Origin of the sequence: Ruegeria sp. SCSIO 43209 (assembly GCF_019904295.1) — a bacterium.
Taxonomy (GTDB): Bacteria; Pseudomonadota; Alphaproteobacteria; order Rhodobacterales; family Rhodobacteraceae; genus Ruegeria.
In genome coordinates, this window is sequence record NZ_CP065359.1 from 1,332,696 (window position 1) to 1,353,081 (window position 20,386).

The 20,386-nt window shown below is 55.6% G+C and carries 23 protein-coding genes and 1 tRNA gene; 16 read left to right on the forward strand and 8 right to left on the reverse strand.

The genetic code is table 11. The annotated features are described in order from the left end of the window. Nucleotides 1-19: 19 nt before the first annotated feature. On the reverse strand, nucleotides 20-355 hold the full coding sequence (locus I5192_RS06690) for a multidrug efflux SMR transporter (protein ID WP_255612096.1): 336 nt from the start codon (nucleotides 353-355) through the stop codon (nucleotides 20-22). Between the two features lie 186 nt (nucleotides 356-541). Between I5192_RS06690 and I5192_RS22465 the strand changes: the two genes are divergently transcribed. Next, a complete protein-coding gene (locus tag I5192_RS22465; protein ID WP_255612097.1) occupies nucleotides 542-673 on the forward strand; it encodes a hypothetical protein in 132 nt (43 codons plus the stop codon). A 72-nt stretch (nucleotides 674-745) separates the two neighbouring features. Here the strand turns inward: I5192_RS22465 and I5192_RS06695 are convergent, their stop codons facing one another. Then, nucleotides 746-991 (reverse strand): hypothetical protein, encoded by a 246-nt coding sequence (locus I5192_RS06695; RefSeq protein WP_170393030.1) that lies wholly within the window; start codon nucleotides 989-991, stop codon nucleotides 746-748. Continuing rightward, nucleotides 991-1,644, reverse strand: a complete 654-nt coding sequence (locus I5192_RS06700; protein WP_008758207.1) for an alpha/beta hydrolase — start codon at nucleotides 1,642-1,644, stop codon at nucleotides 991-993. The genes I5192_RS06695 and I5192_RS06700 overlap by 1 nt, the downstream gene beginning before the upstream one ends. A 178-nt stretch (nucleotides 1,645-1,822) precedes the next feature. On the opposite strand from I5192_RS06700, the gene I5192_RS06705 reads away from it, so the two are divergent. From I5192_RS06705 to I5192_RS06750, 10 genes are all read left to right on the forward strand, one after another. Further along, nucleotides 1,823-2,281 (forward strand): Rrf2 family transcriptional regulator, encoded by a 459-nt coding sequence (locus tag I5192_RS06705; RefSeq protein WP_170393031.1) that lies wholly within the window; start codon nucleotides 1,823-1,825, stop codon nucleotides 2,279-2,281. Nucleotides 2,282-2,335: 54 nt separating this feature from the next. Continuing rightward, complete coding sequence (locus I5192_RS06710) at nucleotides 2,336-3,379, forward strand: cysteine desulfurase family protein (RefSeq protein ID WP_170562677.1); 1,044 nt, start codon at nucleotides 2,336-2,338, stop codon at nucleotides 3,377-3,379. An 18-nt stretch (nucleotides 3,380-3,397) separates the two neighbouring features. Further along, entirely contained in the window at nucleotides 3,398-4,918 is a 1,521-nt protein-coding gene (gene sufB, locus I5192_RS06715) for a Fe-S cluster assembly protein SufB (protein ID WP_170393033.1), read from the forward strand. After that, nucleotides 4,918-5,121 carry a hypothetical protein gene (locus I5192_RS06720; protein WP_170405842.1) on the forward strand — a complete coding sequence of 68 codons (204 nt, stop codon included), beginning with the start codon at nucleotides 4,918-4,920 and terminating at the stop codon, nucleotides 5,119-5,121. The genes sufB and I5192_RS06720 overlap by 1 nt, the downstream gene beginning before the upstream one ends. Before the next feature lie 51 nt (nucleotides 5,122-5,172). Continuing rightward, on the forward strand, nucleotides 5,173-5,928 hold the full coding sequence (gene sufC, locus I5192_RS06725) for a Fe-S cluster assembly ATPase SufC (RefSeq protein WP_170393035.1): 756 nt from the start codon (nucleotides 5,173-5,175) through the stop codon (nucleotides 5,926-5,928). Beyond that, nucleotides 5,928-7,208 carry a Fe-S cluster assembly protein SufD gene (gene sufD / locus I5192_RS06730; protein ID WP_223118029.1) on the forward strand — a complete coding sequence of 427 codons (1,281 nt, stop codon included), beginning with the start codon at nucleotides 5,928-5,930 and terminating at the stop codon, nucleotides 7,206-7,208. The genes sufC and sufD overlap by 1 nt, the downstream gene beginning before the upstream one ends. Continuing rightward, nucleotides 7,208-7,693, forward strand: coding sequence for a YIP1 family protein (locus tag I5192_RS06735; protein WP_170562683.1), 486 nt, complete (start codon nucleotides 7,208-7,210; stop codon nucleotides 7,691-7,693). Before sufD ends, I5192_RS06735 begins: the two co-directional genes overlap by 1 nt. Continuing rightward, on the forward strand, nucleotides 7,690-8,256 hold the full coding sequence (locus I5192_RS06740) for a Yip1 family protein (RefSeq protein WP_170393038.1): 567 nt from the start codon (nucleotides 7,690-7,692) through the stop codon (nucleotides 8,254-8,256). The genes I5192_RS06735 and I5192_RS06740 overlap by 4 nt, the downstream gene beginning before the upstream one ends. 13 nt (nucleotides 8,257-8,269) lie before the next feature. Beyond that, nucleotides 8,270-9,490, forward strand: coding sequence for a cysteine desulfurase (locus I5192_RS06745; RefSeq protein WP_223118030.1), 1,221 nt, complete (start codon nucleotides 8,270-8,272; stop codon nucleotides 9,488-9,490). Nucleotides 9,491-9,547: 57 nt separating this feature from the next. Continuing rightward, nucleotides 9,548-9,624, forward strand: a tRNA-Arg gene (locus I5192_RS06750). Nucleotides 9,625-9,753: 129 nt separating this feature from the next. Here the strand turns inward: I5192_RS06750 and I5192_RS06755 are convergent. After that, on the reverse strand, nucleotides 9,754-10,323 hold the full coding sequence (locus I5192_RS06755) for a DUF882 domain-containing protein (RefSeq protein ID WP_170509840.1): 570 nt from the start codon (nucleotides 10,321-10,323) through the stop codon (nucleotides 9,754-9,756). 345 nt (nucleotides 10,324-10,668) lie between these two features. On the opposite strand from I5192_RS06755, the gene I5192_RS06760 reads away from it, so the two are divergent. Genes I5192_RS06760 through I5192_RS06775 form a run of 4 tightly spaced genes read left to right on the forward strand, consistent with a single transcriptional unit; the run spans nucleotide 10,669 to nucleotide 14,903 of the window. After that, nucleotides 10,669-12,270, forward strand: coding sequence for a murein L,D-transpeptidase (locus I5192_RS06760; protein WP_223118031.1), 1,602 nt, complete (start codon nucleotides 10,669-10,671; stop codon nucleotides 12,268-12,270). 34 nt (nucleotides 12,271-12,304) lie between these two features. Then, the gene (gene lpxD / locus I5192_RS06765; RefSeq protein WP_223118032.1) at nucleotides 12,305-13,396 is read left to right on the forward strand and encodes a UDP-3-O-(3-hydroxymyristoyl)glucosamine N-acyltransferase; all 1,092 of its coding nucleotides are present in this window, start codon (nucleotides 12,305-12,307) and stop codon (nucleotides 13,394-13,396) included. Nucleotides 13,397-13,428: 32 nt separating this feature from the next. Further along, nucleotides 13,429-13,686, forward strand: a complete 258-nt coding sequence (locus tag I5192_RS06770) for an acyl carrier protein (protein ID WP_170393043.1) — start codon at nucleotides 13,429-13,431, stop codon at nucleotides 13,684-13,686. A gap of 8 nt (nucleotides 13,687-13,694) precedes the next feature. After that, on the forward strand, nucleotides 13,695-14,903 hold the full coding sequence (locus tag I5192_RS06775) for a beta-ketoacyl synthase (RefSeq protein WP_170393044.1): 1,209 nt from the start codon (nucleotides 13,695-13,697) through the stop codon (nucleotides 14,901-14,903). 52 nt (nucleotides 14,904-14,955) lie between these two features. Here I5192_RS06775 and I5192_RS06780 read toward each other — a convergent pair whose 3' ends face one another. Further along, nucleotides 14,956-15,555 carry an invasion associated locus B family protein gene (locus I5192_RS06780; protein ID WP_170393045.1) on the reverse strand — a complete coding sequence of 200 codons (600 nt, stop codon included), beginning with the start codon at nucleotides 15,553-15,555 and terminating at the stop codon, nucleotides 14,956-14,958. A gap of 440 nt (nucleotides 15,556-15,995) precedes the next feature. Here I5192_RS06780 and I5192_RS06785 point away from each other — a divergent pair, with 440 nt between their 5' ends. After that, nucleotides 15,996-17,543, forward strand: coding sequence for a helicase HerA-like domain-containing protein (locus tag I5192_RS06785; RefSeq protein WP_223118033.1), 1,548 nt, complete (start codon nucleotides 15,996-15,998; stop codon nucleotides 17,541-17,543). 45 nt (nucleotides 17,544-17,588) lie between these two features. On the opposite strand, the gene I5192_RS06790 is transcribed toward I5192_RS06785, so the two are convergent. The 3 genes from I5192_RS06790 to I5192_RS06800 all read right to left on the reverse strand — a co-directional run bounded on the left by I5192_RS06790 (nucleotide 17,589) and on the right by I5192_RS06800 (nucleotide 20,349). Further along, the gene (locus tag I5192_RS06790; protein WP_255612098.1) at nucleotides 17,589-17,801 is read right to left on the reverse strand and encodes a hypothetical protein; all 213 of its coding nucleotides are present in this window, start codon (nucleotides 17,799-17,801) and stop codon (nucleotides 17,589-17,591) included. 227 nt (nucleotides 17,802-18,028) lie between these two features. Next, nucleotides 18,029-19,342, reverse strand: coding sequence for a branched-chain amino acid ABC transporter permease (locus tag I5192_RS06795; RefSeq protein WP_223118035.1), 1,314 nt, complete (start codon nucleotides 19,340-19,342; stop codon nucleotides 18,029-18,031). Further along, the gene (locus I5192_RS06800) at nucleotides 19,339-20,349 is read right to left on the reverse strand and encodes a branched-chain amino acid ABC transporter permease (RefSeq protein ID WP_223118036.1); all 1,011 of its coding nucleotides are present in this window, start codon (nucleotides 20,347-20,349) and stop codon (nucleotides 19,339-19,341) included. Before I5192_RS06800 ends, I5192_RS06795 begins: the two co-directional genes overlap by 4 nt. Nucleotides 20,350-20,386 lie beyond the last annotated feature (37 nt).

Below are 20,386 nucleotides of genomic sequence, written 5' to 3' on the forward strand. Positions count from 1 at the left end.
TACCAGCCCTAACCGGCGGTCAGTAGCCCGCTGTGGCTGAAAACAGGTGGATGATCAGAATGCCACTCAAAATCATGCCCAAACCCAAGACTGCGGGCCAATCGAGTTTTTGGCCAAAAACCAGAAATCCAATCAGTGCGATCAGGGCAATACCAAGGCCCGACCAAATTGCATAGACAATGCCCACAGGCATGACCTTTAACGTGAGGGCCATAAGATAAAAGGCCGACCCATAGCCAACCACGACAAGAGCCGATGGCCAAAATCGCGTAAACTGATGGCTAGCCTGCAACGCAGTCGTGCCGATGGTTTCCGCGATAACAGCCAACATTAGGATTAGGTAGGTCTTTGGCACGAGCGATGCCTCTCTGAATTATCGCGAAAGGTTGAGCATACTTGCGATCATTTGGGCAAGGGGATTCACATGCAGATGATCAAAACCCTAACTTTACCAAAGGTCAGGTAAACCCGACTATTCGGGCTTTTGCATTCGTGCTAAACACTCGATTGTTTTTAGTGTGTTTTTAATGAGTTTGATAAGATGACGACTTTTGCAAAATCGGTCATTATCGCTTCGGTTTTGATTGTGGCGTTGGGGTGGCTTGCAGACGGGGGGTCCGTCGACATTGATGCAGCCCAGAATGTTGAGCGGTTCACAGGTTTTCCGGTTTAGGCGCCCACCGAGCGATATCCTCGAAAAGGAGCTTTCGGGCTCCTTTTCTTTTCTTCAGACGCTAAGAAATCTTTACTGCTTTTCGATCGCTTTCAGCTTGGATCGGTGTTCAGACAGTCTTTTCACCACGAATTGCCGCGCCTTGCGTTCCGCCAGCCTAACCCGGATTTCGGTCAAGAACGCTTCTTCCAGAGATTGCGAGGCTGCACCGAGAACGTCTCCAACCTCCACAAAGAATCGATCCTCGCCCGTCTCGTCCATAACCTTCATCGTGTCCTCGGCCAATCTGGCGGCGAGGGTAGTGATGGTATCGGACATCAGCGCGTATTCTCTGTCAGGCGGCGTTTCACGTAATCCGTCACATCTGTCATCAGCGTGTCCATGTGGCGGTCTTGGAAGAAGTGATCGGCACCTTCCACCTCATTATGGGTGATGGTGATACCCTTTTGTTCATGTAGCTTTCCGACCAGAGACGCAGTGTCTGCAGGTGGTGCCACACGGTCCGCCAATCCGTTGATGATCAAGCCAGAAGACGGGCAGGGTGCCAGGAACGAAAAGTCGTACATGTTTGCGGGCGGCGATACACTGATGAAGCCAGTGATCTCGGGGCGGCGCATCAGAAGCTGCATTCCGATCCATGCACCGAACGAGAACCCAGCGACCCAGCAATGCTTGGAGTTGTTGTTCATCGACTGAAGGTAATCCAGCGCTGATGCTGCATCGCTCAGCTCACCTACACCCTGGTCATACTCGCCCTGGCTGCGACCAACGCCGCGAAAGTTAAAACGCAGAACCGTGAAGCCCATGTTGTAAAAGGCGTAATGCAGGTTATAGACCACCTTGTTGTTCATGGTCCCGCCAAATTGTGGATGCGGGTGAAGCACGATAGCGATCGGTGCGTCTTTTTCCTTTTGCGGGTGGTAGCGGCCTTCCAGGCGGCCTTCGGGTCCGGGAAAAATCACCTCGGGCATGTGTGCTTTGGTCCTGTTTTTTGACGCGTCGGCCCCGAGATTATCTTGACGGTAATCCTCAGGTACCTTAGAACGGTTCTAATTACATTGTGTCGCGTGAAAACGCTGTCAGTGGGAGATACGCACTGGCTCGGGCGACGTCAATGTTTTCGCGCAGTTCTTGCCTGAAGGAAACAAAATGAAGCTGTCGACCAAAGGCCGCTATGCGATGGTTGCGCTGGCGGATATCGCCCTTCAGTCCTCGGACAAACTTGTCACGTTGGGCGAGATTTCCGAACGTCAGGATATTTCACTACCGTATTTGGAGCAGCTTTTTGTGAAACTTCGCCGAGCTGATCTGGTCAGTTCAGTACGCGGACCGGGTGGGGGCTATCGCCTGGCGCGACCTGCCTCGGAAATCCGTGTGGTCGAGATACTGGCCGCGGTTGATGAGACGGTGGATGCGATGCACAAGGGGGCAGGTGCCTCGGGCGCGTCTTCGGGCAGCCGGGCGCAGTCACTGACCAATCGGTTGTGGGAAAGCCTGAGCGCGAATGTTTACGTATTCCTGCATCAAACGCGGCTGTCGGATGTAATCCGGAATGATCTTGCACCGTGTCCTGCTGTTCCCAGCTTGTTCGCAGTCGTGGACGATTGATCTGATGACGTGTTTCTGTGTTCCGTCAAAACCCATCTTGGAAAAGATACATCTATGAAACGGGTTTATCTCGACCATAACGCAACCGCCGCTCTGAGGCCCGAGGCCCGCGATGCAATGATCGCGGCGATGGATTTGGTGGGCAATCCGTCCTCGGTCCATGCCGAAGGGCGCGCCGCAAAAGCGGTGGTCGAGAAAGCGCGCACTCAAATCGCAACAGCGTTTGGGGCCGATGGTGCCGACATCGTGTTTACATCCGGCGCGACTGAGGCAGCGGCTTTGGCCATGGCGGGGCGCGATTTTCAAGGCGCAGCGATTGAACATGACGCGGTAAGGGCCTGGATTGATGAGGTTTTGCCTGTGGCCCAGAGTGGGCATGTTGACGTGCTGAACGCGCCCCAATCCACGCTGCAACTGGCCAATTCAGAAACCGGGATTGTTCAGTCTTTGCCTGCCGGTCTTGCGGTCACTGACGCAACTCAGGCTTTTGGTAAGTTGCCGATAGCCTTCAACTGGCTGGGGGCTGAGATGGCGCTGATTTCAGCCCACAAACTTGGCGGGCCAAAAGGGATCGGGGCGTTGGTGATGAAACGCGGCACCGATCTTGCTGCGCAAATCAAGGGCGGCGGGCAGGAGATGGGGCGTCGCTCGGGCACAGAAAATGTCACTGGAATTGCGGGGTTCGGAGCAGCAGCTGAAGCCGCGTCCCGTGATTTAGCAAATGGCGTTTGGGAAAACGTTGCAGAACTTAGAAATATTCTAGAAAACGCTCTTGAGGCTGGTACGAAAGCTACTATTTTTGTCGGGAAAGACCAAGGGCGACTCCCCAACACTCTGTGCTTCGCCACACCGGGATGGAAGGGCGAGACACAGGTCATGCAGATGGATTTGTCAGGCTTCGCGATCAGTGCGGGCTCGGCCTGTTCCAGCGGCAAGGTTCGTGCAAGCGCCGTACTGACGGCCATGGGATTTGATGAGATGACGGCCTCCAGCGCAATCCGCGTATCGCTGGGGCCAGAGACGGCAGAAGAAGATGTGCTGCGTTTCGCGGAAACGTGGCTTGAAAAAGAGAAAAAGCATCGCGCGCGGGCCGCGTGATCTGACGGAGGGTGAATTATGGCCGCTTTGGACCAGACCCAGGTGAAAGAGGGTGTCGATCAGGAAACCGTAGACGCGGTTCGCGAGGTCAGCACTTATAAATACGGCTGGGAAACTGATATCGAGATGGAGTATGCGCCAAAAGGCGTGAATCCCGATATCGTTCGTCTGATCTCGGACAAAAATGATGAACCTGAGTGGATGACCGAATGGCGTCTGGCCGCGTTCGAGCGCTGGACCCAGATGGAAGAGCCTAAATGGGCGATGGTGCACTACCCGCCGATCGACTTTCAGGACCAGTATTATTATGCCCGTCCGAAATCGATGGAAGATAAACCCAAATCTCTGGATGAGGTCGATCCCAAGCTTCTGGCGACTTACGAAAAGCTGGGTATCCCTCTGAAAGAACAGATGATCCTGGCAGGTGTCGAGGGCGCTGAGAATGCACCGGCAGAAGGCCGTAAGGTTGCTGTTGATGCAGTATTTGACTCGGTGTCGGTCGGGACGACTTTTCAGGAAGAGTTGAAGAAAGCCGGCGTTATCTTCTGCTCGATTTCCGAGGCGATCAAAGAGCATCCGGAACTGGTCAAGAAATACCTGGGGACGGTCGTACCGGTCTCGGACAATTTCTATGCCACGCTCAACTCGGCTGTATTCTCGGATGGTTCATTCGTCTACGTCCCGCCCGGCGTGCGCTGCCCGATGGAACTGAGCACATATTTCCGCATCAATGCAGAAAATACCGGCCAGTTTGAGCGCACGCTGATCATCGCCGACAAGGGCTCTTACGTCTCGTATCTGGAAGGCTGCACCGCGCCCCAGCGCGACACCGCTCAGTTGCACGCGGCGGTTGTCGAGATCATCGTCGAAGAAGATGCCGAGGTGAAATACTCGACCGTTCAGAACTGGTTCCCCGGAGATGAGAATGGCAAGGGCGGGATCTACAACTTCGTGACCAAGCGCGCCGATTGTCGGGGTGATCGCTCCAAGGTGATGTGGACGCAGGTCGAAACCGGCTCAGCCGTAACCTGGAAATACCCGTCCTGCATCCTGCGTGGCGACGATAGCCAGGGTGAGTTCTACTCGATCGCGATCACGAACAACATGCAGCAAGCCGACACCGGCACCAAGATGGTGCATCTGGGCAAGAACACCAAGTCGCGGATCGTATCGAAAGGGATCAGCGCCGGTAAGGCGCAGAATACCTATCGTGGTCTGGTGTCGATGCATCCAAAGGCCAAGGACAGCCGCAACTATACGCAGTGCGACAGCTTGCTGATTGGCGACAAATGCGGGGCGCATACGGTTCCGTATATCGAGGTGAAGAACAACTCATCTCGGGTCGAGCACGAGGCGACGACATCAAAAGTGGATGACGATCAGCTGTTCTATTGCCGTCAGCGTGGCATGGACGAGGAAGAAGCCGTGGCCTTGGTCGTCAACGGGTTCTGCAAGGACGTTCTGCAGGCGCTGCCGATGGAATTTGCGATGGAAGCGCAACAGCTTGTGGCAATCAGCCTTGAGGGATCAGTCGGCTGATGACACCAAAACCCCAACAGCGAATCCGAAAGGACGATGTCCTGACCGTGCTTGGCTATGCGTTGCCGGTGCTCGGCGGCCTGTTGGGGGTTGCTTACGTCAATACCAAGTACATGGACTTCATAAACCCGGTTTGGGCAGTGGGCGCAGGCGCGTTGCTTGGATGGATCATCGCCCGCGTGATCCGCAAGGTGCTGGGATAAGAACTTATCGGGGCCGCAATGCGCCCCTTGCGAGATGCTAAAGGACAGAAAATGCTGGAAATCAATAACCTGCACGTCAAACTTGAGGAAGAAGACAAGCAAATTCTGAAAGGGGTCGACCTGACGGTTGAGCCTGGCAAAGTGCACGCGATCATGGGGCCGAATGGCTCGGGCAAATCGACGCTCAGCTACGTGTTGTCAGGCCGTGATGGCTATGAGGTGACCGAGGGCGGCGCGACGCTTGATGGCGAGGATCTGCTTGAGATGGAACCGGAAGAACGTGCAGCCGCAGGTGTGTTTCTGGCGTTCCAGTACCCGGTCGAGATTCCCGGTGTGGGCAACATGACCTTCCTGCGCACCGCCGTGAATGCGCAGCGAAAAGCACGTGGCGAGGAAGAGCTGTCGGCGACGGATTTTTTGAAAGAGGTTCGTGCCAAGGCCAAGGCGCTGAAAATCGACGCTGAAATGTTGAAACGTCCGGTCAATGTTGGCTTTTCGGGTGGTGAGAAAAAGCGCAACGAAATCCTGCAAATGGCGATGCTAGAGCCGAAGATGTGTATCCTGGACGAAACGGACTCGGGCCTTGACGTAGACGCGATGAAGCTGGTGGCCGAGGGCGTGAACGCGTTGCGTGATGAGGGGCGCGGGTTCCTTGTTATCACGCACTATCAGCGGCTTCTCGATCACATCAAACCTGACGTGGTTCACATCATGGCGGATGGTCGCATCGTGAAATCCGGCGGCCCCGAACTCGCGCTGGAAGTGGAAAACAACGGCTATGCCGACATTCTGGCCGAGGTGAACTGATGGCTTTGCCCCAAGCAAAACAAACGGCGACCGAGGAACGGCTGGCAGCGCTGACCATGCCGGATGCGGGATGCACACGGAAAGCGCGCGAAGCCGCAATTGCACGTGTACGCGCGATGGGTTTGCCCAGTCGTCGAGATGAATACTGGAAATATACCCGTCCAGACACTCTGGTTTCTGCGGAAGCTCCCAGTGCTGCTTTGTTCAAAACGGATGAACCGGCTCTGTTCCACGCGCTCGACCGGCTGAAGATCGTTTTCATTGATGGCGTATTCAGCCCGGAAGACTCTGATGATCTGTCTCTGGAGGGTGTAACGATCGATCGGCTGGAAGATATCTGTTGCAAAGATATCCATTGGGCCAAAGAGTTATACGGCGTTCTTGAAGCAAAAGGCCAAAATCCAGTGGCGCGTCCCTTGGCGGCGCTGAACACGGCCTATGCATCTGACGGCGTTGCCATTCATGTATCTGGCAAGCCGAGCAAACCGATTAACCTGATTTATCGCCATGAATCCGAAACGTCGGATGCAATCCTGCATCATGTCGTTCGGGTTGAAAGCGGTGCCGAAGTCACGATCCTTGAAAACGGACCCGCAGCTTCGCGCTTCAACAAATGCATGGAGATCGATATCGCCGACAATGGCACACTGCATCATATCCGTGCGCAGGGTCGGGATCATCAACGCCGTGCGGCAACTCATATGTTCTCGCGGCTTGGTAAAGAATCCGTCTATAAATCCTTCACGCTGACCGTGAACGGAGTTTTAACGCGAAACGAGCAAGTCGTCGAACTGACGGGTGACGATGCGGTCGCGCACGTGGCGGGTGCGTGTGTTGGAGATGGTGATTTTCTCCATGATGACACGGTCTTTGTCACCCATGATGCGGTGAATTGCGAAAGCCGCCAAGTGTTCAAGAAGGTGCTTCGCAACGGGGCGACGGGTGTTTTTCAGGGCAAGATCTTGGTAAAGGAAGGCGCTCAGAAAACCGACGGTTACCAGATCAGCCAGTCGTTGCTTCTGGACGATGATAGTCAGTTCCTCGCCAAACCCGAGCTCGAGATTTACGCCGATGACGTTGCGTGTTCGCACGGTTCGACCTCGGGCGCCATTGATGAAACGGCTTTGTTCTACCTGCGCTCCCGTGGCGTCCCAACGGCAGAAGCAACCGACATGTTGACACTGGCCTTCCTGGCTGAAGCCGTTGATGAAATCGAGGACGAGGATCTGGCAGCTGATATCGTGTCCCGATTGCAAGATTGGCTGGCACGCCGACGCTGATGCCTGTCACAACTGATATCGTGGCCACGTATCGCGGACCGGGGCGTGTGGTGCGTCGGCTGCTTGATATGGGGCCGCGCGAAGATCGCGCATTGGCGTTTGTGATGGCGTTCTGTGTAATAGGCTTTATCGCACAATTGCCCGGACTTGCACGGAGGGCTCATCTGGAAGGGGTAGAGCTGAACATGCTGATGGGCGGGGCCCTGTTGGGCTCGGTCTTTATTCTGCCATTGTGCTTTTATCTTCTTGCTTGGCTCACCCATTTCATCGCGCGGATGATGGGGGGCGTTGGCACCAGCTATGGCGCGCGGCTAGCCTTGTTCTGGGCGCTTCTCGCGTCAGCGCCTTTGGTGTTGCTGAATGGGCTGGTATCCGGTTTCATCGGCCCAGGGTCAGCGCAAACACTTGTGGGGCTGTTATGGGTTGCGGTTTTTCTCTGGTTCTGGTTGTCGGGCCTCAAGCAATCGCAAAAGGCTGCTAAATGAATTCCACCGCACTGCTCAACCTGGTCGTTCTGACCCTGTCCAATCCAGCCGAAGCCGCAAGACGATTGCTCGCGTTGCGGCTGGGTACGGATGTACTGTGGCTCGCCTTCTCTCTCGCGGTGATCCTGAACGCTCTGGTCCAGTCTGCGTCCAGCTTCGTCCTGCCGCTTATCAGTCCGGATGTTCAGCAACTGGCTGAGCCACTATCGAGGACGCTTTTTGTTTCCGTTGCGGCAATCATGATCAGCGTCGTGACGTTCCTGTTAGTGGGCCGCGTCCTGGGTGGAACGGGAACGTTCAATGACTTCATGACGCTGATTGTCTGGTTGCAAATCCTGCAAATTGCGGGGCAAGCAATCATTCTAGCGCTGGTTGCAGCGCTGCCGTTTCTATTCTTACCGGCCAGTCTGGCGATGCTGGGTCTTAGCCTTTATATCACCCTGCATTTTCTCAACGAGGCGCATCGATTTAAGTCGTTGGGAAAGTCGTTTGTTGTGATCCTGATCTCTGGTCTTGTGGCCGTCCCGTTTGTTCTTTGGCTGATCCCCGCCGGGTCTGTATAGGGAAGTCCTGTCTATGTATGACGTACAAAAAATCCGCGCAGATTTTCCGATCCTGTCACGTCAGGTCAACGGAAAGCCGCTGACTTATCTAGACAACGGGGCCTCCGCACAGAAACCCCAGGTGGTGATCGACGCGATCACGCAGGCCTATGCGCACGAATATTCGAACGTGCATCGAGGGCTTCACTATCTGTCAAATCTCGCGACCGAGAAATATGAGGCCGTCCGTGGCACGGTTGCGCGGTTTCTGGGCGTATCAAACGAGAATGAGATTGTCCTGAATTCGGGTACGACCGAAGGAATCAATTTGGTCGCCTACGGTTGGGCAATGCCACGCCTGCAGGCGGGGGACGAGATTGTCCTCAGCGTGATGGAACATCACGCCAACATCGTGCCGTGGCACTTCCTGCGCGAACGGCAGGGCGTGGTGCTGAAATGGATCGACGTCGATGCGACCGGCCATCTTGACCCTCAGGCGGTAATCGACGCCATTGGCCCCAAGACAAAGCTGGTTGCGGTGACCCAATGCTCGAACGTGCTGGGCACTGTGGTTGATGTCAAAGCAATCACGCAAGGCGCCCACGCCAAAGGCGTTCCGGTTCTGGTGGATGGCAGCCAGGGCGCGGTTCATATGCCCGTCAATGTCGATGACATCGGATGTGACTTCTATGCCATCACGGGTCATAAACTGTACGGCCCGTCCGGTTCTGGTGCAATTTTTGTCAAATCGGACCGCATGGCTGAAATGCGCCCCTTTATAGGTGGCGGTGACATGATCAAAGAGGTTTCAAAGGATCAGGTGATCTACAACGATCCTCCAATGAAGTTCGAGGCCGGAACCCCCGGCATCGTGCAGACCATCGGGTTGGGTGTGGCGCTTGACTATATGATGGACCTTGGCATGGAGAGCATCGCATCGCATGAGGCCGGATTGCGCGACTATGCGATGCAACGGTTGAATGGATTGAACTGGCTGCAGGTTCAAGGCACCACAGCGAACAAAGCCGCGATATTCAGCTTTACTTTGGATGGGGCAGGGCATGCCCATGATGTTTCAACCATTCTGGACAAAAAGGGTGTCGCCGTGCGCGCAGGCCACCACTGCGCCGGGCCGCTGATGGATCATTTGGGGGTCACTGCTACCTGTCGTGCCAGCTTTGGGCTCTATAACACGACGGATGAGGTCGACACTCTGATCGATGCGTTGGAGCTTGCCCACGATCTGTTTGCCTGATCGTACTGCGGATTTGCAGTTGCACCCGGATTGGAACGAGGGTAGCTAACGGCCAAGGCACCTGTAGCTCAGCTGGATAGAGCGCTGCCCTCCGAAGGCAGAGGCCAGAGGTTCGAATCCTCTCAGGTGCGCCATTTCACCCTTGCTAGTCGTCATATTACGCAGAACTGACGGTGCACGAACCTGTTCTTTCCAGGCAAAACAAAACCCCCGCCAGAACTATCTGATGGGGGTTGTGCAAAAGCGAAAGATGAAATGCTCGATTAGCCGCGCCACGAGCGGATGACCCCGCAATCCATGTGAACGAAATTCGAACGATAATACTGTCCAACGCCACCGGCACGGCAGGCCATCGCTGCTTTGCCCATTTGCGAGACCGAGCGTGATGACAGTCGCAGATCAGCAGCCTGACCCTTCATATGAAGCGAATTCTTGGCAACACCCCGCGAGCGGCGGCGCAGCATTGCGTTGGTTTGCGGTGAGCGGTAACCCGACAGCAGCATGTATGGCTCGCTGACATCCAGAAGGTTATGAGTGGCCGCCATGATGTCGACGGTCCTCAGGTCCACGGACTTGACTTGATCGCTGCGCCAGTCGCGCATGAAGTGGTTGACCTCTTTCACCGCGTCTTTGATGTATTTGCCATCAACCCAATAGACCATATCGATACGTTCACCGGTACGGCCGGAATACATGCGGATACGGCGAATATCACCTCCGCCGCGAAGGAAACCTGCTGCGTTGGAATATGTGGGGGCTGCAACAACTGCGGTTGCGGCGAATGCGCCCAATAGGGCACGCCGGGTCAGGCCCGAGGTACTGCTCTTGGTCATTTTTTGTTTCGTCCCGTACTGTTCCTGCCTGCACACGATGTTACGCGCGCCGTATTAATTTTTTCCCATCCCAGATGCGGGATTTATGGCACAGTAGGAATCAACAGCCAAGAAATCTTTGGTCGCAGCCAAATCTAGGGGGAAATTTCGGCAGTTTTTTGCGCAACTGATGCAAGTATGCTTGCTTTTGGCGCAGTTCGCGCGTCGGCGATGCAAACGCGCACCAGGGGTCAAAGAAGCGGCCTGGTGATGAATTTGTGAATAGACATCAGGCGCTCAGCAAAACATTATTTTCAGACGCCGCTTATAGGGCGTGACAAGTCATTGAAGAAACAGGGCCATCCTATGTCATTTGTTACCCGTGCTCGTTCAAGTGTTTTTATCGCCGCTTTCCTTGTGGCTTCGGCCTCAGTCGCGCAGGCGGGGACGGATGGCACAGCGTTTCAAATGGCCGTTGCGGAAAGTGTGTCCAACAGCCCGGCAATTGCTGAGTTTTATCGCACAAACGGGTTTGATCCGGTTTGGGTTGGCGATACGCCCGAACATGCTGCACGACGCAAAGCCCTGATCGAAGCGCTTTCGACGACCGATCTGCATGGATTGCCTGGGGCACGTTACGACGTCCAGACTTTGAAGACAAAGATGCAGGACGCGCGCAACACCCGTGATCTGGGCATGCTCGAGGCCGAGCTGACTCGGGTTTTTGTCAAATATGCCAGAGACTTGCATTCCGGTTCTGTAACGCCTTCGCAGATTGATCCCGGCCTAGTGCGGGCGGTGGAACGACGCAGCGCCGCAGAGCATCTTGAACTGCTCGTTTCCAGCCAGGGTGATACCTATTTCAGGGATATGATGCCTCAATCGCGCCAGTATCTTGCGCTGTTGAAACAGAAGAAGGCGCTGGAAGCGCTGATGACACAAGGTGGCTGGGGCGAGACCGTTCCTGTCTCCAAGCTTGAGCTTGGGGACACAGGGAACAGTGTCATCAGGCTGCGCAATCGACTTGTCGCGATGGGTTATCTGAAGCCTACTGCCAGCCCAAACTATGATGATGCGCTGTTTGCGGCGGTGCAATCCTTTCAGGCTGCTCATGGTCTTGAGGCGGATGGCGTAGCTGGCAAAGGCACTATTTCCGAGATCAATCGCCCAGTTTCAGACCGCTTGAAAGCTGTTTACGTTGCGCTTGAACGGGAGCGCTGGTTACCCAAAGACCGTGGTGAGCGGCATATTCTGGTGAATCTGGCCGATTTTTCTGCCAAGATCGTCGATGACGGGCAGGTCACGTTTGAGACTCGTGCCGTGATCGGCAAAAACACACATGATCGCCGAAGCCCAGAGTTCTCGGATGAGATGGAGCATATGGTGATCAACCCAAGTTGGTATGTGCCACGCTCGATCATCACGAAGGAATATCTGCCGCAATTACGGGCCAATCCAAATGCTGTCGGCCATATCCAGATCACCGACCGCCGTGGCCGTCAGGTTAATCGTGGAGCGGTTGACTTTACCCAGTTCACTGCGCGTAATTTCCCGTTTTCCATGCGTCAGCCCCCCAGCAAAAGCAACGCACTGGGGCTGGTGAAGTTCATGTTCCCTAATAAGTACAACATCTATCTGCATGATACGCCTCAGAAATCTCTGTTCGCACGCGAGGTTCGGGCATTCTCGCATGGATGCATCCGTTTGGCGCAACCGTTCGAGTTTGCCTATAAGCTGCTGGCCAAGCAGGAAGAGGATCCAAAGGCGTTTTTCCACCGCGTGCTGAACACGGGCAAAGAAACGAAGGTTGAACTGGATAAAAAAATTCCGGTGCATCTGATTTATCGCACGGCCTATATTGGCCCCAAAGGCGAGGTGCAGTATCGCCGCGACGTGTATGACCGGGATCGCAAGATCTGGGAAGCGCTGCAAAAGGCAGGGGTGGTCCTGCCGGACGTTCAAGGGTAATCACGAGGCAAATCCCGCCACGAGGACGCCCGACATGCAGTTTACCGTTCAACAAATCGCCGATTCCCTGGGGGTCGTCGCAGAAGGCCAGACTGGCCTGACCATCTTGCGGGCAGCCGAGCCGGGAGATGCCGGGCCAACCGATCTGGCCATGGCGATGTCGCCAAAATATGCTGAAGCTTTGGAGACCGGTTCAGCACGGGCCGCGGTTTTGTGGGATGGCGCGGACTGGAAAGCACTGGGGCTTGAGGCCGCCATTTTTGTGCAACGCCCCCGCATGGCGATGGCAGGGATCACCGCGATGCTGGATCGCGGGCAGGGGATTGCGCCGGGAATTCATCCATCGGCTGTCATTGATGAAACCGCCGAGATCGGGGTAGACGTATCGGTCGGCCCGCTTGCTGTTATCGGTGCGCGCGCGCGCGTCGGCGCGGGTTCGGTTATCGGCGCGCATTGCGTGATCGGTATGGATGCGTCGCTTGGTGAAAACGCTCTGCTGCGCGAAATGGTCAGCATCGGTGCGCGGGCTCAAATCGGTGATCGCTTTATCGCGCAGCCGGGTGCCCGTATCGGCGGGGACGGTTTCAGCTATGTCACACCAGAAGTCTCGGGTGCCGAAAATGCGCGGAAAACTCTGGGTGATCAGGGGGATGCAAAGGCGCAAAGCTGGTTGCGCATCCATTCGCTGGGTGCGGTCGAGATTGGCGACGACGTCGAAGTCGGCTCGAACTGCACTGTCGACAACGGGACCATACGCAATACTGTAATCGGAAGTGGATCGAAACTGGATAATCTTGTCCACGTGGGACACAACACCCGAGTCGGGCAGGATTGTTTGTTATGTGGTCAAACCGGCGTTTCTGGTTCGGTCGAGATTGGCAATAACGTGGTACTGGGTGGTCAGACTGGTGTTGTCGATAATATTTTCATCGGTGATGGCGTGATTGCCGGTGGCGGCACCAAGATTCTGTCAAATGTTCCAGCTGGTCGCGTGATCATGGGCTACCCGGGCATTAAAATGGAAAGCCATACCGAGATATATAAAGCCCAACGTCGTCTGCCCCGATTGTCGCGCGACGTCGAGGCGTTGAAAAAGGCTGTTTTCAAACAGCCTTCAAGTGATTAAATCATCCCCAAGGCGAAAATCAGGGGATCGAGATGAGCATCAGCGACCGCGTCATAGCAATCATTGCCGAACAGGCCGTGCTTGAGCCTTCGGATGTGACGCCCGACAGTACGCTCGAAGAATTGGGCATCGATAGCCTGGGTCTTGTTGAGAGTATCTTTGCCATCGAGGAAGAGTTCGATATCACCGTGCCCTTCAACGCAAACGAGCCCACATCCGGCGATTTCGACATTTCGAATGTGACAGCGATCATTGCGGGTATCGAAAAACTCGTGTCTGAAAAGGTCTGACCGCTGGTATGAAACGCGTCGTCATTACGGGTGCTGGCACCATTAACGCGTTGGGCCATTCCGTCCCCGACACTCTGGAAGCCATGCGCGAGGGTCGTTGTGGTATCTCCGAGCTTGAGTTTCGTGATGTGGATCGCCTGTCGATCAAGATCGGCGGTCAAGTCCGGGGTTTTGAGGCCGAGGGCCGTTTCAACCGCCAACAGATGACGCTGTATGATCGGTTCACGCAGTTCACGTTAACCGCCGCCAAAGAAGCGATCGATCAATCCGGTATCGTATTCTCGGGTGACACAGCCGCGCGGTCGGGGGTGGTGCTGGGAACGGCTGGTGGTGGCGTCTCCACCTGGGATGACAACTACCGCTCGGTTTACGAGGATGGCAAAAATCGCGTGCATCCTTTTGTCGTGCCCAAGCTGATGAACAACGCGGCGGCCAGCCACGTTTCGATGGAGCACAACCTAAAAGGCCCTAGCTTTACAGTATCAACAGCGTGTGCGTCCTCGAACCATGCAATGGCGCAGGCATTTCAGATGGTGCGCAGCGGGGCAGCGCCCGCAATGGTGACCGGTGGGTCCGAGTCGATGCTGTGCTTTGGTGGCGTCAAGGCATGGGAAGGGCTTCGCGTCATGTCAAAAGATGCCTGTCGGCCCTTTAGCGCAAACCGAAACGGGATGGTGCAAGGCGAAGGTGCGGGTGTTTTTGTGTTCGAAGAATACGAACACGCGCGCGCGCGCGGAGCAGATATCCTGTGCGAGGTCGTGGGCTTTGCCATGTCCTCGGACGCGGCCGACATAGTTATGCCGAGCAAACAGGGTGCAGCACGGGCCATGGCCGGGGCGCTATCGGATGCACGGCTGAATGCAAGCGATGTGGGTTACATAAATGCCCATGGGACCGGCACGGCTGCAAATGACAAAACCGAATGTGCAGCCGTTGCTGGTGTGTTTGGTCCGCACGCCGACGATCTGATGATTTCGTCAACAAAGTCCATGCACGGACACCTGATCGGCGGTACCGGCGCAGTTGAGCTATTAGCCTGTATCATGGCCCTGCGCGACGGGGTGATCGCCCCGACCATTGGCTATGAAGAGCCCGACCCCGAATGCGCGCTAGATGTGGTGCCAAACGAGGCGCGTGAGGCGAAAGTTAATGTCGCCCTTAGCAATGCTTTCGCCTTTGGTGGGCTGAACGCCGTTCTTGCGTTGAAGCGTATATGAAGAAGCCGCCGTGTTATCACGGCGGCTTTCTTATTCGATGCTTTTGCGGGGCTTAGTTTATGGAAACGTTCAGTCCGTCAAATCCTGCTGTGAAGCCAGACAAAGACATGTCCATATTCAGAACCTGATCTGGCAGGCGCGCAGGAACCAGCGACAGCACTGCCTTTTGGCCTGATTTCATCGCGTCGATATCACCCTGTGTCAAACCCAGTTGCGCCACGCAGCCAACTGGAATGCAGTGGTGATAATTGTAAAGCTTGCGCGGTGCCCCATCGATCGACATAGCCAATTGCGCCTGCAGCAGGGTTTCGAGCGGTACAACAACATTCGCCCAAGCAACAGCGGCACCGCCTTCGGGCAGTTTTCCGATCGAAACTTCGGCAATCGGATCACCCTGTTGGTTATTGAGGATCTGAACCATCGCGCAGGGATCGTCTTCGCCTTCGGTTTTGATGCAGGAAATATTCCATTCACCCGTTTGTTCTTTGACGTATTGCTCGCCAACACGGGGACCGGATTCACCCAGATCCAGATCGCTGCCAACTTCGGCTTCAGCACCGGCTTCAGGTTGCTGTGTGGTTTCCTGCGCAAATGCTGTTCCGCACAAAAGTGCTGCGGCCGCCACATTAAAAGGGACAAGTTTCCTGATCATGAATGCCTCATCTAACTGATCCTGTTTTTTGTTTCCTCTATCACCGCAATTCAGTGGTGTCAGGGTAAATCCGAATTCCAGACCGGGAATTGATCGTTTTTTGCCGAAATGCGTGGGAAACACCGCGATCTGCAACGAAAAAGGGAGCCGGTGGAGCGGCTCCCTTCCTGAATATTTTCTCCCCGTCGGACTGGCCGACTTAGTTATGCGCAGACGTTACGAAAGGGGAACCCGTTGGTCAACTCCTAACCCTAAAAAACTATTCTTGCGTCTTTCGGTTTTTGTAGAATTTAAAAAAAGCCGTGCCAAAAGGCACGGCCAGTCGACAGGGAGGAAGTTTGCCCCCGCAGCCAGGCCACGAGAAGCAACATTTACTCTCGCAGCGAAAGGTTAACTTTGTATGCTTGCAGCAGATCGGTAGAATTCGGGACAGATTTTCAATGGACAACAAGATCTTCGTAGGCGGTGGTGGCGACGGCTATTCAGTGGCACAGGGGCTGTCGCTGAAATATGCGAACCGCCATGGCCTGATTGCTGGTGCGACCGGTACGGGCAAAACGGTTACGCTGCAAATTCTGGCTGAAGGCTTCTCACAGGCGGGGGTTCCAGTGTTTCTGGCCGATGTGAAAGGTGACTTGTCGGGGCTGGCGCTGCCTGGAAGCGAAACCCACAAATTACACCAGGCTTTTTTGGATCGGGCCGCGAAGATCGGGTTCGGCACATTCTCTTACGCCGCGTGTCCAGTCACGTTCTGGGATCTGTTTGGCGAGCAGGGGCATCCGGTCCGGACCACAGTAACCGAGATGGGCCCACTGCTGCTATCGCGATTGATGGAACTGAGCGAGGCGCAGGAAGGCATTCTGAACATCGCCTTTCGGGTCGCAGACGAAGAAGGCATGCCGCTGCTTGACCTGAAAGACCTGCAGGCATTGCTGGTCTGGATAGGCGAGAAACGTGCCCAACTATCGCTGCGCTATGGCAATGTCTCGACATCTTCGATCGGTGCTATTCAACGCCGCTTGCTGGTTCTGGAAAATCAGGGCGGTACCAATCTGTTTGGCGAGCCTGCGTTGGACCTGGCCGACCTGATGCGGACAGATGCGAACGGGCAAGGGATGGTGAACATTCTGGCCTCTGACAAGCTGATGGGCTCTCCGCGTCTGTACGCGACTTTCCTGTTGTGGCTGCTTAGCGAATTGTTTGAAGAACTGCCCGAAGTGGGGGACTCTGAAAAACCGAAACTGGTGTTCTTCTTTGATGAAGCGCACTTGCTGTTCGAGGACGCCCCCAAAGTGCTGGTGGACAAGGTCGAGCAGGTGGCGCGCCTGATCCGATCAAAGGGCGTTGGCGTTTATTTCATCTCGCAGAATCCGGCGGACATCCCGGAAGATATTCTGGGTCAGCTGGGCAACCGGGTCCAACATGCGCTGCGGGCCTTCACAGCGCGCGACCGCAAGAATCTGCGACTTGCTGCTGAGACCTATCGTGAAAACCCAGCTTTCGATACTGAGACCGCAATCCGAGAGGTGGGCGTGGGCGAGGCCGTGACGTCGATGCTGCAAAAGAAGGGTGTACCGGGCGTGGTCGAGCGCACTTTGATCCGGCCACCGGGCTCCCAACTTGGTCCGATTACCAAAGCTGAGCGTCAGTCGGTGATCAAAGCTTCGCCGATGGATGCAAAATACGGCAAGCGTATCGACCGCAAATCGGCGTTTGAGATTCTGCAGGCGCGCGCGGATGCCGCTGCGAATGCGGCGGAACAGGCGGAATCCGACGAAGTTCTGGAACAGCAGAGCCCGGCAGAACGCGAATACGCCTCGGCCCGAAGGTATTCGGGCAACCGCGTTGGGCGATCGTCTTCTCGTCTTTCGCGCAAAAAGGATACCTTCGCCACAGCCATGAGCGAGGCCGTGATCAAAGAACTGAAAGGAACAACTGGCCGCCGCATCGTCAGGGGCATACTGGGCGGCTTGTTCCGCAATCGCTAGAATCCGGAGTGCGGCGCGCGCCGAACCAGTCGCGCGCCCATATTGTTATCGATTAAGCCGGCGCAGGCCTTCCTGTCTGCAATAATTATCCGCCTCGGGCACCGACATTTTGGTGGCCGGAAAATCGATTGCGCGGTCCCAGGTGACGCGGTCCTGGCGGTAAAGCTGACAGGTCACAACACCTTTGGGCGTCTGGACCTTGACCGGGCTGGTCTCTAATTGTTCAGGTGAGGGAATACACGCTGATAGCGTTGCCATCAGCGGGATCCCGATTGCGAAAACTCTGAGTGGTTTAATCATTGCGACTACGGTGCTCTCATCTTGGTTAACTGTCAGATCGTTACAACTCCGCACCAAACAAACATGGTATGGGGCACAGCGCGATGTGGTGGATCACGATACACCGATTTAGAGCGTTCTGACTCGCCGCACAATAAAACGCACCGATTAACGGTGCGTTAGGGGAATTTCGCAGGAAATTTTGCTTATTTCTCGGGGATCAGCCCTCTTGGACTGAATCTGAGAACAATCAAAAGAATCAGCCCCATGGTGAACAGGCGCATATGTGCGGCGCTATCGATCAGATGCGTCTTAAGTGCGCTGCCGTCAGGCATGCCTGAGGTTATCAGGTTCATCAGCCACAGGCCCATGGGTTCAACCTGAACCCACAGGAACCAGATCAGGAACGCTCCCAGTACGGCTCCGAAATTGTTGCCCGACCCGCCGACGATCACCATGACCCAGACAAGGAAGGTAAAGCGAAGCGGGTTGTAAGTGCCCGGCGTCAGCTGCCCGTCCAAAGTGGTCATCATCGCACCGGCGATGCCGCAGATGGCTGAGCCCAGAACAAAGATCTGTAGATGGCGACGGGTGACGTCCTTGCCCATCGCCTCGGCGGCGACCTCGTTGTCGCGGATGGCGCGCATCATGCGGCCCCAAGGGCTTTTCAACGCCATCTGAGCCATCCACAGCAGCACCAGGAGCACGAACAGGAACAGCAAAGAGTAGCCCAGCTTGACGGAAAGCGTCGAGGCAGTAACCGGATCCAGCCCGAACCACTCGGCCCGTGCAAGGAAAGTTGGGTCTTGCTGCAATTCAACTTCGTAGCCAACCACCGGTGAGGGGCGTGGAATGCCGTAGACGTTCTTGACCCCACGTGCCAGCCAGTCCTCGTTTTTCATGACGGCGATGATGATCTCGGCGATACCAAGTGTGGCGATTGCCAAATAGTCCGAGCGCAGGCCCAGCGCTGTTTTTCCGATCAGCCATGCTGCGCCCGCCGCCAAAAGTCCCCCGGCAGGCCAAGCGAATAGGACAGGAAGGTTCAAACCGCCGATATTACCAGCGACAGCAGGATCAATCGCTTCGATCGCAGCTACGTTGGGATCAAAAATTGCGCGGTAAACAAAAAAACCTACGACCAGAATACCGATGATCGCAAAGGTTTGTGTGCGTCCCTTGGGCATTTTTTGGGCCACCATCACAGCTGCAACCACGGTTGCCGCACCCATCAAAAGCGACAGGATGACGCCATACCCGCCACCAGACCAGGCGCCGGGGGTTGGGGGTGTCGAAACCAGCACAACCGCTAGCCCGCCCAGCGCGACAAAGCCCATGACACCAACGTTGAAGAGGCCAGCAAAGCCCCATTGCAGGTTGACGCCAATCGACATGATGGCCGAGATCAAGCCCATGTTCAGGATCAGGATTGCGGCGTTCCAGCTTTGGGTGAATCCGGTCAACAGGATGAGTGCGCCGACGACCACAAAAAGCAGCGTGTTTTTGACGGGCTCGCTCATAACACTTTTCCTTTGAACAAGCCGGTTGGCTTAAACAGAAGTACGATCAGCAAAATGGCAAAGCTGACAGCGAATTTGTAATCGGTGGACAGGAACTGCACCAAACCTGACGGCTCCAGATTTTCAGGTGCCAGATAAGTCAGCACTTTCTTCCACGCGTAGGTGATCGTCACCTCAGAAAACGCGATGATGAAACCGCCTGCGATGGCTCCCAGAGGGTTTCCGAGGCCACCCACGATAGCCGAGGCAAAGATCGGCAGCAAAAGCTGGAAATAGACAAATGGCTTGAAGCTTTTGTCGAGGCCGTAAAGCACGCCCGCAGTGGTCGCCAGCGCGGCAACGATGATCCATGTGATCATCACCACGCGCTCGGGGTTGATACCGGACAGCAACGCAAGATCCTCATTGTCAGAATAGGCCCGCATTGATTTGCCGGTGCGCGTTTTGTTCAGGAACCAGAACAACAGCGCCACGGCGACAACCGCCACGATCACCGTGATGCCCTGGGAGGTCTTGATTGCCAGCCCCTCACGCAGCCCAGTCATCGCCTTGAAATCTCGCGCCGAGACGATGAAACGCGCTCCGTCCGAGAACCTTTGGTCATCCGGACCGATGATGAAACGAACCAGCCCGTTCATGATGAACATCACACCCATCGAGACGATCACCAGAATGACCGGTTTGGCCTTCTGTTCCCGATAGAAGCGATAGACCAACCGGTCGGTGATCAGCACCAGAACGATACAGCCCAGAATGGCAAAGGGCAGGGCCAGCAGAGCGGTCGGTAACGGCCCGAAGCTGACCCCGGCGGCCTGCAGACCCCATGTGACCAGCACGGCGATCATCGCGCCAAAGGCCATCGTATCGCCATGGGCAAAGTTCGAAAACCGCAGGATGCCGTAAATCAGCGTCACCCCCAAAGCGCCCAGCGCCAACTGGCTGCCATAGGCGATTGCGGGAACAAGAACGAAGTTGGAGAGCGCCACAAGGGCGTTGAGAAAGTCCATTAGTTGTCACCTCCAAACGCAGAGCATTGCCCATGCC